At 65.1% G+C, this 16,112-nt stretch carries 19 protein-coding genes; 11 read left to right on the top strand and 8 right to left on the bottom strand.

Annotated elements, in window-relative coordinates; genetic code table 11:
* Nucleotide 1: 1 nt before the first annotated feature.
* The 9 genes from OG203_RS15050 to OG203_RS15010 all read left to right on the top strand — a co-directional run bounded on the left by OG203_RS15050 (nt 2) and on the right by OG203_RS15010 (nt 7,718).
* Nucleotides 2-1,018: a substrate-binding domain-containing protein gene (locus tag OG203_RS15050; protein WP_405166270.1), complete on the top strand. Its 1,017-nt coding sequence runs from the start codon at nt 2-4 to the stop codon at nt 1,016-1,018.
* Nucleotides 1,015-1,989, top strand: coding sequence for an ABC transporter permease (locus OG203_RS15045; RefSeq protein WP_405166269.1), 975 nt, complete (start codon nt 1,015-1,017; stop codon nt 1,987-1,989). Before OG203_RS15050 ends, OG203_RS15045 begins: the two co-directional genes overlap by 4 nt.
* A gap of 8 nt (nt 1,990-1,997) precedes the next feature.
* Nucleotides 1,998-2,783 (top strand): ATP-binding cassette domain-containing protein, encoded by a 786-nt coding sequence (locus OG203_RS15040; RefSeq protein WP_405166268.1) that lies wholly within the window; start codon nt 1,998-2,000, stop codon nt 2,781-2,783.
* Nucleotides 2,780-3,784: a ribokinase gene (locus tag OG203_RS15035; RefSeq protein WP_405166267.1), complete on the top strand. Its 1,005-nt coding sequence runs from the start codon at nt 2,780-2,782 to the stop codon at nt 3,782-3,784. Before OG203_RS15040 ends, OG203_RS15035 begins: the two co-directional genes overlap by 4 nt.
* A 33-nt stretch (nt 3,785-3,817) precedes the next feature.
* Entirely contained in the window at nt 3,818-4,204 is a 387-nt protein-coding gene (gene rbsD, locus OG203_RS15030; protein ID WP_405166266.1) for a D-ribose pyranase, read from the top strand.
* A gap of 99 nt (nt 4,205-4,303) precedes the next feature.
* Nucleotides 4,304-5,368 carry a hypothetical protein gene (locus OG203_RS15025; RefSeq protein ID WP_405166265.1) on the top strand — a complete coding sequence of 355 codons (1,065 nt, stop codon included), beginning with the start codon at nt 4,304-4,306 and terminating at the stop codon, nt 5,366-5,368.
* A 71-nt stretch (nt 5,369-5,439) separates the two neighbouring features.
* Nucleotides 5,440-6,375, top strand: a complete 936-nt coding sequence (locus OG203_RS15020) for a DMT family transporter (protein ID WP_405166264.1) — start codon at nt 5,440-5,442, stop codon at nt 6,373-6,375.
* Between the two features lie 465 nt (nt 6,376-6,840).
* Nucleotides 6,841-7,254: a vancomycin high temperature exclusion protein gene (locus OG203_RS15015; protein ID WP_405166263.1), complete on the top strand. Its 414-nt coding sequence runs from the start codon at nt 6,841-6,843 to the stop codon at nt 7,252-7,254.
* Nucleotides 7,209-7,718, top strand: a complete 510-nt coding sequence (locus OG203_RS15010) for an SRPBCC family protein (RefSeq protein ID WP_405166262.1) — start codon at nt 7,209-7,211, stop codon at nt 7,716-7,718. The genes OG203_RS15015 and OG203_RS15010 overlap by 46 nt, the downstream gene beginning before the upstream one ends.
* A 1,446-nt stretch (nt 7,719-9,164) precedes the next feature.
* Here OG203_RS15010 and OG203_RS15005 read toward each other — a convergent pair.
* Nucleotides 9,165-9,905: a glucose 1-dehydrogenase gene (locus OG203_RS15005; protein WP_405166261.1), complete on the bottom strand. Its 741-nt coding sequence runs from the start codon at nt 9,903-9,905 to the stop codon at nt 9,165-9,167.
* A gap of 135 nt (nt 9,906-10,040) precedes the next feature.
* Between OG203_RS15005 and OG203_RS15000 the strand changes: the two genes are divergently transcribed.
* Nucleotides 10,041-10,667 (top strand): TetR/AcrR family transcriptional regulator, encoded by a 627-nt coding sequence (locus tag OG203_RS15000; protein WP_405166260.1) that lies wholly within the window; start codon nt 10,041-10,043, stop codon nt 10,665-10,667.
* A gap of 32 nt (nt 10,668-10,699) precedes the next feature.
* On the opposite strand, the gene OG203_RS14995 is transcribed toward OG203_RS15000, so the two are convergent.
* A complete protein-coding gene (locus OG203_RS14995; RefSeq protein ID WP_405166259.1) occupies nt 10,700-11,413 on the bottom strand; it encodes an LppP/LprE family lipoprotein in 714 nt (237 codons plus the stop codon).
* A gap of 329 nt (nt 11,414-11,742) precedes the next feature.
* On the opposite strand from OG203_RS14995, the gene OG203_RS14990 reads away from it, so the two are divergent.
* The gene (locus OG203_RS14990) at nt 11,743-12,642 is read left to right on the top strand and encodes a serine hydrolase (protein ID WP_405166258.1); all 900 of its coding nucleotides are present in this window, start codon (nt 11,743-11,745) and stop codon (nt 12,640-12,642) included.
* Nucleotide 12,643: 1 nt separating this feature from the next.
* Here the strand turns inward: OG203_RS14990 and OG203_RS14985 are convergent, their stop codons facing one another.
* From OG203_RS14985 to OG203_RS14960, 6 genes are read right to left on the bottom strand one after another with little or no spacing between them, the layout of a single operon-like run.
* On the bottom strand, nt 12,644-13,126 hold the full coding sequence (locus OG203_RS14985; protein WP_405166257.1) for a group II truncated hemoglobin: 483 nt from the start codon (nt 13,124-13,126) through the stop codon (nt 12,644-12,646).
* Nucleotides 13,127-13,137: 11 nt separating this feature from the next.
* Nucleotides 13,138-13,713, bottom strand: a complete 576-nt coding sequence (locus tag OG203_RS14980) for a hypothetical protein (protein WP_405166256.1) — start codon at nt 13,711-13,713, stop codon at nt 13,138-13,140.
* Nucleotides 13,710-14,222, bottom strand: a complete 513-nt coding sequence (locus OG203_RS14975) for a F0F1 ATP synthase subunit B (protein WP_405166255.1) — start codon at nt 14,220-14,222, stop codon at nt 13,710-13,712. The genes OG203_RS14980 and OG203_RS14975 overlap by 4 nt, the downstream gene beginning before the upstream one ends.
* Nucleotides 14,223-14,228: 6 nt before the next feature.
* The gene (locus tag OG203_RS14970; protein ID WP_040742384.1) at nt 14,229-14,486 is read right to left on the bottom strand and encodes a F0F1 ATP synthase subunit C; all 258 of its coding nucleotides are present in this window, start codon (nt 14,484-14,486) and stop codon (nt 14,229-14,231) included.
* A 46-nt stretch (nt 14,487-14,532) separates the two neighbouring features.
* Nucleotides 14,533-15,300: a F0F1 ATP synthase subunit A gene (atpB, locus tag OG203_RS14965; protein ID WP_405166254.1), complete on the bottom strand. Its 768-nt coding sequence runs from the start codon at nt 15,298-15,300 to the stop codon at nt 14,533-14,535.
* A gap of 26 nt (nt 15,301-15,326) precedes the next feature.
* On the bottom strand, nt 15,327-15,728 hold the full coding sequence (locus OG203_RS14960; protein ID WP_405166253.1) for a hypothetical protein: 402 nt from the start codon (nt 15,726-15,728) through the stop codon (nt 15,327-15,329).
* Between the last annotated feature and the right edge of the window lie 384 nt (nt 15,729-16,112).

The raw sequence follows: 16,112 nt of genomic DNA, 5'->3' as shown, positions 1-16,112 counted from the left end.
GATGAGCACTCGATACCGGTTCGGGCTTGTTGCCCTGGCACTCGTCAGCGCGGTCGCCCTCACCGCCGGATGCGGCCGCGGCGGCAACGCCTCGGCCGACTTCAAGATCGCCGTAGTCACCCGCAACTTCACCAACCCCTACTGGGCGGCGCTGCGCGACGGCGCGATGGCGGAGGGCAAGCGGCTCGGCGTCGACGTCGCGGTGCAGGCGGGGCAATCCGAGACCGACGCCGACGGCGAGAACGCCCAGATCTCCACGCTCGCGGCGCAGGGCTACGACTGCTTCGGTGTGGTGCCGGTCAACGCGACCAACGTGATCACGCCGCTGGTTCCGGTGGCCCGCAAGAACATTCCCATTCTCAACCTGGATACCCAGATCGACGCGAACGCCTCGAAGCAGGCCGGGGTCGACTACGCGAGCTTCATCGGCTCCGACAATCTCGCGGCGGGCAAGATCGCGGGCGAGAAGATGCTCGCCGCACTCGGCGGAGCCGGGAAAGTGATTGTGCTGCAAGGCATTGCCGGTGAGCAAAACGGCATCAACCGGGACAAGGGATTCACCGACGCGGTCGCGGGCAAGCTGGAGATCGTGCAGCGCGCGCCCGCCGACTACGAACAGGACAAGGGCCTCACGGTCACCGAGGCGATCTTGAAGGCGCATCCCGACATCACCGGCGTCTTCGCGGCCAACGACACCATGGGGCTCGGCGCCGCGCAGGCGATCAAGAACGCGGGCCGGACCGGGCAGATCAAGGTGATCTCCGTCGACGGCATCCAGGCCGCGCTCGCCGCGGTCAAGGCGGGCACCGTCTACGGCACCGTGACCCAATACCCTTACGCCGAAGGCCAACTCGCGGTTCAGGCCTGCCTCGCGAAGCATCAGGGCAAGGCCATCCCCGACCGGGTGGTCGCGCCGATCGCGTTCATCGGCCAGGACAACGTCGACCAGCAGATCGCCGCGTTTCCCCAGCCCATCGCCGCGTTCGACAATCCGCTGGCCGGGCTGGTGAACAAATGAGTAGCGTCGCCGACATCGCGCGCGCCGCACCGGGGCGGCTCGGTGAGCGGCGCATCCCGGCCAAGCTTGCCGACTACGCGGCGCCGATCGCGCTGGTGATCGTGTGGCTCGGGTTCTTCATCGCCACGCCGAACTTCTTGACCGCCAGCAACATCGACGATCTGCTCGTCGCGTCCACGATCCTGACCGTGCTCGCGCTCGGTCAGCAGTTCGCCGTGGTGGTCGGCGGCATCGACCTCTCGGTCGGCGCGACGCTGCCGTGGTCGGCGGCGCTGCTCGGCTATTTCACCAGTCACGGATACCCGGTGGTGACCGGCATCGTGGTCGCGATTCTGGGCGGTTTGCTGGTCGGGGTGATCAACGGGGTGCTGATCGGGCACTTCCAGATGACCGACTTCGTCGTCACGCTCGGCTCGCTGAGTGTGCTCAGCGGCTGCACCCTGCTGCTCACCAGCGGCAACAGCGTCGCGGTGAATTCGTCCTTCCTGCAGAGTCTGGCGTTGGACGGCGCCGGACCGCTGCGCTGGTTCTGGCTGCTCGCCTTGGTCGCGGCGCTCGGCGTGGCTGGCATTCTGTTCCGCACCAGGGTCGGCACCCACCTGCTCGCCACCGGCGGCAATATCGACTCGGCCAGGGAGACCGGCATTCCGGTGCGCCGGATCCGGTTGCTCGCCTACAGCGCCTGCGGGCTGCTGTGCGGCGTCGCGGGTGTCATGCTGGTCGCCCGCAACGGCGGCGCGGACCCGTCCCTGCAGACCACCTATCTGCTGAGTTCGATCGCCGCGGTGGTGCTCGGCGGGTCCTCGCTCAGCGGCGGCAAAGCGTCGGTGCTCGGCACCGTGTGCGGCGCGATCCTGTTCACCTCGCTGATCAACGGGTTCACCATCCTCGGCATCTCGCAGTACTACCAACCGATCGCGGTGGGCGCGGTATTGCTTCTCGCAGCGGCTATTTCGCGATTCCGGAAGTAGGGCAAGTCATGACAAAGCCGATGCTAGAGGCGCACGGCCTGACGAAGTCGTTCGACTCCGTCCGCGCGCTCGACGATGTCACCCTGACCATTCCGGAGGGTGAGGTCACCGCGCTCGTCGGTGACAACGGGGCGGGTAAATCCACCTTGGTGCGCTGCCTCACCGGCGTGCAGCCACCCGATTCCGGCGAAATCCTGTTCCGTGGCACACCGGTGCGGCTCGGATCGCCGGAGGACGCGCGGAAGATGGGCATCGAGACCGTCTATCAGGATCTCGCCCTCATCGACGACCTGACCGTGTGGCAGAACCTCTTCCTGAACCGGGAACTTGTCTATCCGTTCTGGCCGATCAAGATCGTGAATCGGAAGGCGATGATCGGCAAGAGCGGGGAGATCCTGCGCGATCTCGACGTCGACGTGCCCTCGGTGCGCACCACGGTGCGGCGGATGAGCGGTGGTCAGCGGCAGAGTATCGCCATCGCCCGCGCGGTCGCCTGGGGTAAGTCGATGGTGATCATGGACGAGCCGACCGCCGCGCTCGGTGTGCGCGAGACCGCCGCGGTGGAGAAGCTGGTGCGCGGCCTGCGGGACCGCGGGGTCACCGTGCTGATCATCAGTCATGACCTGGCTCAGGTGATGCGTATCTGCGACAACGTGGTTGTGCTGCGCCGTGGTCGTTCGGTGGCCGCGCATCGGGTCGGCGAGATCGATGGTGATCGACTGGTCGCGTTGATCACCGGGGCCGCGCCGGGCAATCTGGAGGCGAAGTCGACCGTGCAACAACAGGTCTCGTGAGCGAGCGGCAGCGGGCGAGCCGAAGGCGCAGCGCGCCACCTGGCACGACGGGACCGAGCGGCAGCGTCACGGTCATCGGATCGATGAACCAAGATGTGGTGTGCGAGGTGGCGCGGCTGCCCGGGCCCGGCGAGACGGTGCTTGCCCTCGGCTCGCGGACGAATCCGGGTGGCAAGGGAGCCAATCAGGCGGTTGCCGCGGCGAAGGTGGGCGGGAGCGTGGAGTTCGTCGGCCGGGTCGGTCGTGATCCGGCCGCCTCGGCGCTGCGGGACTCGATGGGCGAGGCGGGGGTGAAAACCACTGGGCTGCGCGAGGTTCCGGGCGTGCCGACCGGGCGGGCGTACATCTCGGTTGCCGGAGGCGAGAACCAGATCGTGGTCGATCCCGGTGCCAGCTTCGTCTGGGAATCGAGCAGCGAACTGGCTGCGATGGCCGAGGGCGAGCTGCTCGTATCGGCGGATGTGGTTGTCGCACAGCTGGAAATACCGCTGGCGGTGGTTACCTGGGCCGCGGGTCTGGCCCGCCGGTTCGTCCTCAACGCGGCACCTGCCGCCGAGATCGGCGATGAACTGCTGCGCCGGTGTGATCCGCTGGTGGTGAACGAGTACGAGTTGGCGGCGATCAGCGGTGCGGCGACCGGAAGCAGGGAGCAAGCAGGCCGAGCCGCGCGTTCGCTGTGTTTGCGCGGAGCCCCGTCCGTCGTTGTCACGATGGGTGCGGTCGGTTCGATCCTGGCGCGCCGAACGACGGAAGTAGTCGAGGTCGCGTATCAGGCTGCGCCACAGGTGGAGTCGGTGGATTCGACCGGGGCGGGTGATGCGTACGTCGGCGCGTTGTCCACCGCCTTGGCGGACGGAGTCGACCTGGGCGAGGCGGTGGCCTTTGCCACGGCCGCCGCCGCACTCTCCGTCCAGTCGCCGGGCACCCAGGCCTCCTATCCCACTCGCGAGCAGGTCATCGCGGCCCTCGCCGCGGTGCCGCCCGCTCATCGACTCGACTGAACTTCGTATCACCACAAGCAGATTGGAAGCCCTGTGCGTACCGGTGGATTGATTCACGCCGAACTGATGTCGGCACTCGTCGCCCTCCGCCACACCGACACCTTCGCCGTGAGCGACTCGGGCCTGCCCGTGCCGCCCGGGGTGCCGGTGATCGACCTCGGAATCAGCTACGGCATGCCGCGATTCGCGCCCGTGGTCGAGCTGATCCTGGATGAGGTTGCCGTCGAGGCCGCCTGGGGGAGTGCCGACGTTGTCGCCGCGAACCCGGAGGCGGCCGAGTTGCTGACTCGTTTGAACGCGGAGTTGCTCGACCATGCAGAGTTCAAACGGCGGATCGGTCAGTGCCGCTTTGTCGTTCGGACCGGTGAGGCGCGGCCGTATGCCAACGTGCTGCTCCGGGCGGGCGTGCCATGGTTATAGAAATCGACCCTCATGACGCGCGGTGATCGGACAGACTTTCCGTGACGGCCTTGCCCCCTGATCGAATGCGGGGCTGTGCCGCCTATGAGGGAGGCAACGATGATCCGACGTGGACCGGTTTCGGTCGCCGCGCTCGCCGCCTTGGCCATGCTCACCGGTTGCGCGAGTTCACCGGCGAATGTGGCTGAGCCGGTCGCCAGGACAGACATTTTCGCGTATGCGACCAGCACGGAACTGGTTGTCGCGGACGGAACCGCAATCGTGTCCAGGACGCCGGGGACGTTCGACACGACCCGCGATGTCGGCGTCACCAAAGACGCGAAATTCGCTTTTTGGAAGGAAGATTCGCCGGACGGACCGGTCATCGCGGCAGTATCCACAGGAGCACACGCCCAGCCTCTTCGGCTGCCCTGTGGTTGCCGTCAGGTCCTATCGCTCAGTGGAAGCACCATAGTGTGGTTGCAAGCGCCCGCCACCGTGATGCGCATGGATCTCGCGGCGGCGCAGCCGAAACCGAGCACGTGGCGCGCGATCAGCCCGGAACCTCAAGCGCAACAGCGCATAGACCTGCTGGCCGTCCACGGCGATCAACTACTGCTGAACCGGTACGGGATAGAGCAGCAGTACGACTCGATCAAAAGCCAGCTCTTCTCGATCGAAGCCGACGGCACAACACACCTGCACGGACCGCTCTCCGACACGAAGGCGTACTTCTACAGCGCCGCATTCAGTCCCGACGGTCAGACGGCCGCACTGTCCCAATATGCGGTTCCCAGCAGCTATCTGCGGGACATGGCGTGTAGCCAAGCCGTAGTGTTCTTTCTCGACCTGTCGTCGGGCGCCTTGCAATCCACGGTCCCGGCACCCGAGAACTGTTCCAGCGCACTGAAACTCCGATGGGACACTCCCGACGGTCCCACTCTCGCCGTCGATCGGTGGCCCGCCTTCACCAAGCCGACCGACGCACAGACAACGCGCTGGCAGAGCAAACAGCGCAGCTGGACACCCCTCGACCCCCAGATCGCCGACCGTGCCCAGACCTCGGCGGGCACGACTGTCGAACTGTCCAAGCCAGGCAGCGCCGGTTTCTATGACGTCTACTTCATCAAGGACGGTCAACGCACCAAGCTCGCCGAACAGGTCTATTCGATCGCTGTCCCATGAGCGACGACCACCCCGACGCGGTGTCCGAAAACCGCGTGAGTTCGCGCGGCCGGTGATCTAGCGTTCGGTAAATGGAGCAAGTCGTTCGTTCGGGCGATCGGAAGGCCGTTGTCGCGGCCGCGGTCACCGTGGTGCTGTGGGCCTCGGCCTTCGTGTTCATTCGGGTTGCGGGAGAGGACTTCTCGCCGGGATCACTGGCGTTGGGCCGACTGCTGACCGGGGCGATCGCGCTCGTCGTGATCCTGGTCAGCACGGGCGAGGGTATGCCAGCGCGGGCCGCGTGGCGCGGCATTCTCGTGTCCGGGGTGCTGTGGTTCGGGGCCTACATGGTGGCGTTGAACTGGGGCGAACAGTATGTCGACGCGGGCACCGCGGCGATGGTGATCAACATCGGTCCCGTCATGATCGCGGTGTTGAGCGGATGGCTGCTCCGGGAGGGATTTCCGGCGCGCCTGATGGCCGGGATCGCGGTGGCGTTCGCCGGAGCGGTCGTGGTCGGCCTGTCGAACTCCGGTGGCGGCAGTGCCGCGGTACTCGGCGTGGTCCTGTGCCTCACCGCCGCTGCGGTATGGGCGGTGGCGGTGGTCGCGCAGAAACCCGCGCTCATGCACGCGTCGGCCCTACAGGTAACCACCGGCGGCTGCGTCATCGGCACAATCGCCTGCCTCCCGTTCGCGGGCCAACTGGTCAGCGAAGCCGCCGCCGCACCACTGTCCGCGACCTTGAGCGTGGTGTACCTGGGCGTATTCCCCACCGCATTGGCATTCACCACCTGGGCCTACGCCCTGTCCCGCACCACAGCCGGAAAGATGGGCGTCACCACCTACGCCGTCCCCGCCTTGGTAGTACTGATGTCCTGGATCGCCCTAGGCGAAGTCCCCCACCCACTAGCCATAGTCGGCGGCCTACTGTGCCTATCCGGTGTCGCGATCACCAGATCACGAGCAGACAAGCCCGTCACCCCGGAAGACGCGGTAACACAAGAGGTAGCGAACCCAGCAAAGTAGTCACGCCACGGCAACGGCCTACCGAACACCACACCCGCACCGCTTCTCGTCCCCGCCCCGCCGAGTCGGTTCCCACCCGCCCTTTGATTCACCGCGCGGCAACCCAGAAGCCGTGCGGCCTGAGCTGCGTGCCGGGGGTATCGGTCGATGCCGTTGCCTAGGATTGTCGCGGATGACGACCCCGAGGTGGCAATGTCGACGTAGTTAGGTCAGCGCGTACTGAGTGGAGGGGTTGCTGTGGCAGATGATCGGAACTGCCGGACCTTCGCAGCAACGCGGCGCCGTTGGGGGCGCAGGTTGTTGGGGGCGACGGTTGCTACGGGGACTGGTCTCGTTCTGGTGGTGGTTGGCGCGAACATCCGGTTGTGGATGGTGTCGGCGGGCCACCGGTTCGGCCCTGATAGCGCGCCTTCCGTTCCGGTGGTGATCGTGCCGGGGGCGAAGGTTGGGCCGGATGGGGCGCCGATGGCGTATTTGCGTGGACGGCTCGATGTCGCGATTGAGCTCGTGCGGTCGGGGAAGGCGAGGGAGATCTTGATATCCGGCGATGCGGCTGGTAGCTCGGGTGACGAGATCGCTTCGATGGCGAAGTATCTCGTCGACCATGGAATCGATTCGGCACTCGTGCGTTCCGACGGTGCGGGCTTGTCGACCCGCGCCACCTGCGAACGCGCCAAACAGTTGTTCGGGATCGACCGCGCGATCATCGTCACCCAGTACCGGCATGTGCCGCGAGCCGTCGCGCTGTGCCGCGCCGAAGGCATCGACGCCGACGGAGTCACCGCCTACTGCGACTGTCGGCGGACAACGTTGATACGCAACAACATCCGCGAATGGCTAGCCGCCCCCAAGGCGGTCGCCGCGATGATCTGGCGCTGACCATGCGACCCGTGGTTGTCCAGGTGTACGCCGAGATTTCCGCTGCGCCGCAACGACTCTGGGAGTTGCTCACCGACTGGGAACACCAGGGGGAGTGGATGCGCGAGGCCTCCGACTTCGAAGTGGTGTCGCCACAGCGCGCTGGCGTCGGAACCACGGTAGCGACCACCGTACGGATCGCCGGAATAACCACCCGCGACCGGATCCGCGTCGACATATGGCAGCCCCCGACCGGATCCGCCCCCGCCCACCTCGGAATCGTGCACCTGGGCTGGGTGAAAGGCCGCGCCGACATCCACCTGACCGAACTACCCGACGAACGCCTACGCCTCGACTGGACCGAACAACTACACCCACCCCTCGCCCTACTAGGCGCAACCGCAATGCGCCTGCTCACCCCACTCCTCACCCACACCTTCCGCCGCGACCTCACCCTCCTGCGAACACTGGCCGAGCAAACCTGACCCGCCACCCCCATACCCGAGATCCGCACCCCCACTCGGGATCCGCACCCTCTCCCTAGGCACTCAGAAGGGGTGCAGATCTAGCGAAGGAACCCAACTGCCCCAACACGTCCCCCTCCATGATCAACGAGATATGACGGCGTCCCCACCCACACCCTCCCGCCACCATGTCCCGCTCGCCGTCAACCCCGCCCCCGTGCGGGACATGAGGGCGGCCCTACTCGCATTTGCGCGCCACCATGTCCCGCTCGCCATCAGCCCTGTCCTCGTACGGGACATGAGGGCGGCGTCACTTGCACTTTCGCGCCACCATGTCCCGTTGAATCGTGATCGCCGCTGCCCGGCGCACCATCAACCACACGGGACCCATCCGGGCGGCCATCAACGGGCCGTTGTCGATCAAACGGGACATAGTGGCGGGCTCACTCGCAGGTTGCCGCCGTCATGTCCCGCTCGCCGTCAACCCTGTCCTCGTGCGGGACATGAGGGCGGCGCCACTTGCACTTTCGCGCCACCATGTCCCGTTGAATCGCGATCGCCGCTGCCCGGCGCACCATCAACCACACGGGACCCATCCGGGCAGCCATCATCGGATCTTTGACGATCAAACGCGACATAGTGTCGGGCTCGCTTGCCCTTTGCCGCCACTATGTCCCGTTCGCCGTCAATCCCGCCTTCGTGCGGGACATGAGGGCGGCCCTACTCGCACTTTCGCGCCACTATGTCCCGTTGGTTTGCTGTCGCCGTCCTTCCACACCACCAACCACACGGGACCCATCCGGGCGGCCACCAACGGATCGTTGACGATCGAATGGGACATAGTGGCGGGCTCGCTAGCACTTTGCCGCCGTCATGTCCCGTTCGCCGTTGACCCCGGCTCCGTGCGGGACATGAGGGCGGCGCCACTCGTACTTTCGCGCCGCCATGTCCCGTTCGTCGTCGATCCTGCCTCCGTGCGGGACATGAGGGCGGCGCCACTTGCACTTTCGCGCCACTATGTCCCGTTCGTCGTCGACCCTGCCCCGTATGGGACATGAGGGCGGCCCTACTCGCACTTTCCCGCCACTATGTCCCGTTGGATCGCGGTCGCCGCTCCACGGCGCACCACCGAGGGCGCGGGCCCCAGCTCGGCAGCCATCAACGGATCGTTGACGATCGAACGGGACATGGTGGCGGGCTCCACTTGCACTTTGCCGCCACCATGTCCCGTTGATCATGAAATTCCACTATCTAAAAGACCCACTACCCGAATGACGCTCGAGAACAGCACCACAGCCAGTCCTCCCCTCGGAAACCGCAACCTCACCACCTAGGCCGCGGCAGAGAAAGCCGGGAACCCCACCTCACGCGCTCAGCACTACCCGGGCATCCCACGAACTGTCGAAAACCAAGGGACAGCACACCATTGGACTTCCCTCAGTACTCAACTCAGAGACACTCGGCGGATCAGGACTGGCGCTGCGTGGTGAGCCCGGCGGTCAACCCGCCGTCGATGACGAACTCCGACCCGGTGCAGTACCGCGCCTCATCGCTGGCCAGGAACAGCACCAGATCGGAAACCTCCGCCGGCTTCGCGGCTCGCCCCAACGGAATACCGAGTTCCTCGGCCTTCAACCCCTCGGTCATCTGAGTGTCGACGAATCCGGGGTGGATCGAGTTCACCCGCACATCGAATCGGGCGTACTCCAGCGCGACGGACTTCGTGATGCCGCGGACACCGAACTTCGACGCGACGTAGGCGTGCAGTCCCTGACTGCCGCGCAGCCCCTCGACCGAGGAGATGTTGACGATCGATCCGCCGTGTTCGAGCATCGCGGGCACCGCCGCCTGCATGCCGAGGAACGTCCCGGTCAGATTGATATCGATGATCTTGCGCCACGACTCCGGCGTGGTCTCGGCCAGCGGCGCGATGCCCGCGATGCCCGCGTTGTTGACCAGCACGTCCAGCCGGCCGAACTGTTGTACGGCGGCCTCGACGGCGGCCTTCCACTGCTCGGGGTCGGTGACGTCGAGCTGCACGTATGCCGCGTTGTCCCCGAGCTCATCGGCCAGCGCTTTGCCGTCGTCGGCGAGGATGTCGGCGATCACCACCTTGGCACCCTGGCTCGCCAGCAACCGAGCGTGCGCGGCACCCATTCCCCGGGCACCACCGCTGATCAGGGCAACCTTGTCTTGAACTCGACCCATTCCAACTCACCTCTAGCTTTCGATTCGATCAGTTAATATTGAGCGTGCTCATTTTTGAGCTTACTCAGAAATCGGGACAGGCCGCGAGGTATGCGAGCATGAGCCTGATCACTACCGAAGGGAGATGCCGTGCCGATGGCCGCCGAATCGACGACACAATCCCCCGGCCGCCGCGAGCGCAACAAGCAGGACAAACAGGACCGGATCTTCCTCGCCGCACAGCAGCTGTTCGTCGAACGCGGCTACTCGGCGGTCACCACCCAGGAGATCGCGAAGGCCGCCGACGTCGGCGCGGGCACGCTGTTCACCTATGCGTCCTCGAAGGCCGAGCTGTTGCTGATGGTGATGAATACTCAGGTGGAAGTGGGGACGAGCCGAGGCAAAGCGGTGGCGTCGAGCGAGGAGTCGATCGTCGCGGCCGTGATGGCACTGTTGCACCCGCTGGTCGCGATCAGCTTGGCGCAACCGGAGAACACCGCCGTCTACCAGCGCGAGATCCTGTTCGGTGCGCCCGGCCGACATCGCACGGAAGCGCTGAACCGGATCCGGGAGTTCGAGCACGCGATCGCCGACATCCTGCGGCGCGGTGACATTCGGGCCGACATCGATGCCGAGGGCGCGGCCCGCACCATCTTCTCGGCCCTGCACATGGAAGTCATTCGGATGGGGCTCGGCGCGGAAAGCGCGGAGACCCTTTCGGCCACACTGCGTTTCCACGTCGACGTGCTGCTGCGCGGTGCCCTCGTGCCCGGCGGATCCTGACCGCTGGCGGACGGTCAGGATCGCGGTGGTGGCTACTTGTCCGGGTTCGGCGGGAACTGTCCGTTGGCCGTGACGGTGGTGCCGTTCAGGGTGAACGTCACGTTGGTCGGTCCGCCGGACGGGCAGCACAACGCGTCTTCGGGCTTGGCCCAGCGGTACTGCACCGAAACGGTGTTCCTGGTCTTACCGAGCACCGTCGTGTAGCTGTAGTACTTCGACGTTGCCGTCCCGAGGTACTTACCATCGGTGAAGTACAGGATATGGACCCCGGGATGAGTTCCGTCCCAGTCCACCAACATCCAGGACAGCACGCCGGAGCAGCCTGCCGAGATCGGATCATTGCTGGCGTCCTCGATGATCCACGGGTAGCCCCCGGCGTTCGGCGCCAATCGGGCTACCGCGCTGTGCGCGAGTTCGGAGTTCCGGTCGAAGCACAATCCGTGCCCACTGCCGTTAGGGCCTTGGTCCGCGGCCGGTGGCGGGGCAGGCGCGGGTTCCTTCTGATCGACCGGCACGCTGGCGGGCGGCGATCCGACCTCGGGTGTATTCGGCTGTGCCTGTGGCGGATTGGTGGGCTGATCGGCGTTGCCCGACTGGGCCGGGGCGAGCGCGTTGCCCGATGCGGTGGGAACCGCCGACGGGATCGGGGTCCTGGTGGCCTGCGATGCCGGGCTTGAACCGCAGCCGGTCGCGCCGAGTACGACGCTCGCGGCTAGTGCGGCAAAAGCCCATGACTTGATGTTCATAAAACCCCCGGAATAGGTGTGGGCGGTGTGCGATTGTGCCGCCGCAACTGCCTCGGTCTCCCGAAGCACGAACGCGGTCCTCCATCCACGAACCTGCGATGACAATTGGTCATCGGGTGAATTGCGGGCCACGTTACCAAGTTTCAGGCACGGCGCGACGCCACAAATAGCGCCACTACCGTCGGGGCCACCGACACAAAGGGCGCGAATTGATGCCGCTGCCGAGTGTCGCGTTGCTCCCGCGCCGTCCGCTGAGAAAGAATCTGAACACCGAGCACTACCGGTGACCTGGGTTTTCCGTCTAGCGACACTGCGAAGCGAGGACGTGCATGCGGAAGTCGAGGGTTCCTCTGGTGCTATCCGGTGTGCTCGTCGCCGGTTCACTGGTCGCGGCCGCCCTGATGTACGAGCCGCGCGGAGCAGAGCACGAGGGCCCGGGTCGTACGGGCCCGGCGCGCGAGGAGATCGGCCCGTCGCGCGGTTTCGATCCCGCTTTCAAGATGCGTATCGCGCAGGCCGAGGCTTACGCGAAGAGCCGTCCCGGATTCACCGGGATCGTGGTGCGCGATCGCCGCACGGGTGCGGTGTGGCGCAATGCGAATGCGGCGACACCGATCTGGGCGTGCTCGACGCCGAAGCTCGCGATCGCGGCGGATCTGCTGCTGCGCGACGACCTCGGTTCGATCACCCTCGGCGACGAGGACCGCGAGCTGATGCACCGGATGCTGCACGCCAGCGACAACGACGCGGCCACCACCCTGTGGGATCGCTACGGCGGGGAGAAGTCGTTCGCGCCGCGGTTCCGCTCGTTCGGCATGGCCGGGATCAAATTCGCCGACCGGCACCCGGATTCCTGGGGGTGGATCCAGGCCTCGGCGAACGATCTCGAGCAACTCATCGACTTCGTTCTGGAGAAGATGCCCGCGCGGCACCGGAACTATCTCGTCGAGGAGATGCGCTCGGTCGACGGCGCGGACTCGCTCGATACCAACCAGCGGTGGGGTGTCTGGGGCGCGGGCGACGCGGCCGCGCCGGGAAACAAGAACGGCTGGTCCGACGACAACGACGACGGCTCGTGGCTGATGAACTCCGTCGGGTTCGTCGGGCCGCGTGAGCAATTCACCGTCGCCCTCATGAACAACACCCAGCGGGTCGAGGACGGTTACCAGGTCGGTAAGGAGACCGTCACCAAGGTGAGCGAGATCCTGTTCAAGGACTACTTCAGCTAGCTCACGGCCGGTAGGGCGGTGCCACGCCCCAACCCCAGTGCGGCATCGGCGCTGCCAGCGGCGGCGTCGCGTCGGGCTGTGAGTTCGCGTGTGCCAGCCGGGTGCCCCACTCGATGTAGGAGGCGAAGGCGGCACGGAATTCCGGGTCGCCGGGCAGGCCGACCTCGTCGGCGGCGTCCATCAGCAGATTGACCCACCGGCGGCGCTGCGGCTCGGTGATCGCCTTGCCGAGGTGCTCGCGGACCATGTGCGCGTAGCCGCCGCGCTGGGTGCTGTAGGTGTCGGGTCCGCCGAAGACCTCGGCGAGCCACATCGCGACGTATTTCGGATGTCCGGGATCCATGCCTCGGAACAGCGGTCCGACCAGATCGTCCTTCAGGACTTCCCGATAGAACACCTCGGTCAGTGCCTCGAAAGCCGCAGTGCCGCCAGCCCATTCGTACAGGCTGGGCACCGCCTCCGCCGCGCTGGTTGCCTCCGTCATCGTCGGTCTGTTCAGTTCCACTGCGACTGGGTGCGGGTCCGGCCGGAGGATCCGGTGTTCGCCATGGTCTGCAGGTCGTCCAGGAACTTCTCGACGGCGTCCGACTTGATCTGCGGCGATTGGACCTGCTCGCGCACGCTCTCGGTGGTGTGGCTCATCACCTGCTTGGCGAAGTCGGTCTTGAGATCGCGGATCAGCTGCCTGCGCATCAGCTCGATCTGGTCGCGGCCCTGCTTGCCGACCCGTTCGACCTCGGCGGCCGCAGTCTCCCGCATCTTCACCACGATGTCCTCGGCGTCGGCGTGCGCGTCCTCGAGGAGTTGGGCGAGTTCGGCTTTCGCCTCGGCCATACCCTCGTCGTATACCTGCTTGGCCTTGCTGAGCCGGGCCGCGGCCTGCTCGTTCTCTTCGATCTGCTTCTGAATGTCACCCTGCGCCTTGGTCATCATCCGTTTGACGATCGGCACGACCCATTTGGTCATGGCCCAGACGATGACCGCGAAGCCGAACAGCTGGCTGAAGAACACCTGCCACTCGAAATGGATCTGGTAAATGCCCTCGGCAAGGATGTCGCTGCTAGGAGTCATGACGACGCCCGTCCTGTCTGCTGACCTCGGCTTGTTTCGGCCCGGCGATCATCGTCGACACCGACCACACGGTTGGCGAGTGATCGAGCCAGTGGCTCGACGTTCTCGCGCAGTTCCGCGGCGATCTGATCCGCCTGCGCCCGCAATTGCGCCTCGGCCTCAGCGACAACGCCGTTGGCCTCCTGCTGCGCCTGCCCGCGCATCTCCTCGAGAATCTCCCGGCCCTCGGCTCGCGCCTTGCTCCGGATCGCGGCCGCTTCCGACCGCGTCTTCTCCAGCGCCGCATTATGTTTGGCTTCGGCCTCGGCGAAAAGCTGCCTCGCCTCTTTGGTCGTCGCCATGGTCTCTGCGGCCCGCTCTTCGCGTTCCTCCAGAACCTTGCGGATCGGTGGAACAACGAAGAACCAGATGACGCCGAGCACGATCAGGAAGATCAGCAGCTCGACGAAGAAGGTGCCGTTGGGGATGAGGAAGTTCTCCGCGGCAACTACATCGGTTCTCGGAGACATACCCGGTTACTTGCCGGGAGTCGCGAATACGAAAAGAGCCATGAAGGCTAGGTTGATGAAGTACGCCGCCTCGACCAGACCGACGGTCAGGAAGAAGATGCCGCGCAACCGACCCTCGGCCTCCGGCTGACGGGTGACACCATTGATCAGCGCGGCACCGGCCAAGCCGTCACCGATGCCTGCGCCGATGGCGCCACCGGCCATGATGATGCCGCCGCCGATGAGGGCGCCCTGGATGATGGACGCGGTGGTTGGGTCTGCCATTTTCTACTTCCTATTCTCGGATGTGGGCTCGATCGACGCTCGCCGATCAGTGGTTTTCGTTCTCCAGTGCCATCGACTGGCTGAAGTACAGAACAGTCAGCAGTGAGAAGATGAAGGCCTGAATAGCGCCGACGAACAAGTCGAACATTTTCCAGACAGCATTGGGGCCCCAGCTGATCCAGAAGGGGAACAACGTGATCACCGAGAGCATCACGCCGCCGGCGAACATGTTTCCGAACAATCGCAGCGACAGCGAAAGCGGCTTGGCGATTTCTTCGATGACATTGATGAACACCATCGGGCCCCAGCCCGTGTGTCCCTTCAGTGTCGCCTTCAGGTGTCCGAACAGACCGCGCCGCGCGACGCCGGCGGACTGGTAGGCGATGAACACGAACAACGCGAGCGCGTAGACGAAGTTGACGTCCGAGGCGGGCGGCGCGAGCAACTCGCCGTCGCCGATCTGCACCGGAAGCACCGACAGCCAATTCGACAGCAGGATGTAGATGAACAGGGTGACCGCGAGCGGGAGGGCGAACGGCGCGACCTTCATGCCGATGGCGCTTTCCACCTGGTTGCGCATCTGGACCGTCACGGTTTCGAAGAACAGCTGCACGCCGTTCGGTACCCCGGAGGTGATCTTGAGCCGCAGGTAGAAGGCGAGGCCGAGGACGATGAGCGCGGCGACCGAGGTCGACACGATGGTGTCGACGTTGAAGGCCATGCCGAAGAGGTGCGCGACCGCGTGATGGCCGACCTTGATCTTCGGTTCCTCTGCGGGGGCCTCCTGGCCGAGCAGCGTGACGCTCGAGGCCATCTTGGCTAACGAAATGGCTGGGATCGTCATGGTGTCTGGCGAAGCCCTTTCAATTCAGGCAGGACAGTGTTGAGGACCAGGGCGACTTGAAAGAGGGCAAGGCCGAAGAAGATGCCGACGCCATTGGGTCGTGCGAAGAAGGCGACCAGGATGGCGACGGCGGTTATGCCGAGCAGCCGCAGCGCCGAGGAACCAACCAACCGCTGCTTGCTCGGTGCTTCCGAACTGGCAATTCGGGTGATGGCCCACAACGTGAGTTGGGCATTCAACCAACCAACCGCGAGTCCGGCGCAGATGAAGGTACCGAGCAACAGTCGGTCGATCAGGCCGGTTATCCCGAGGGCCAGCACACCCAGAGCGATCGCGGCAATAGCCGCGCGACGTATCTGAATCTTATTCACGTCCACACCGACACCGCCCTCGCCCATACCCCCACCTCATAGTGGGGGACGTGATGAATCGATAGCATACACATGTGAACCACCCTGCGTGGCAAGGTTTTTGATCTTTGTTGACCCGATCTTGAATTTGGCTACAGACATCTTCTGGTTACTGTCGTGAGCCGTTCTTTGCGCACATCACATACAAGCGCAGCGCTATTCCCGAAGTCCCGCAGAGCCTTTACGAAACGGGCTGACATGGGGAAAGTCTGTTGCCCGCTGAGTCAACTCGTGTGCGATCTACGGAGCCGGGTTATATATGCGAGGAGTATAGCTAGTAGGGTGGTGAATCGGTGGCAACTTAGCGCTCTCTGGTCAGTGGCCTTGTCGGTGACGGGTTACCACCGAATCGGCTTGTCCAATTAGTTCCAT

It is taken from the genome of Nocardia sp. NBC_01499 (genome assembly GCF_045040275.1).
Taxonomy (GTDB): domain Bacteria; phylum Actinomycetota; class Actinomycetes; order Mycobacteriales; family Mycobacteriaceae; genus Nocardia.
The sequence above is the reverse complement of the archived record's forward strand: the minus strand, read 5'-3'. Positions and strand labels throughout refer to the sequence as shown.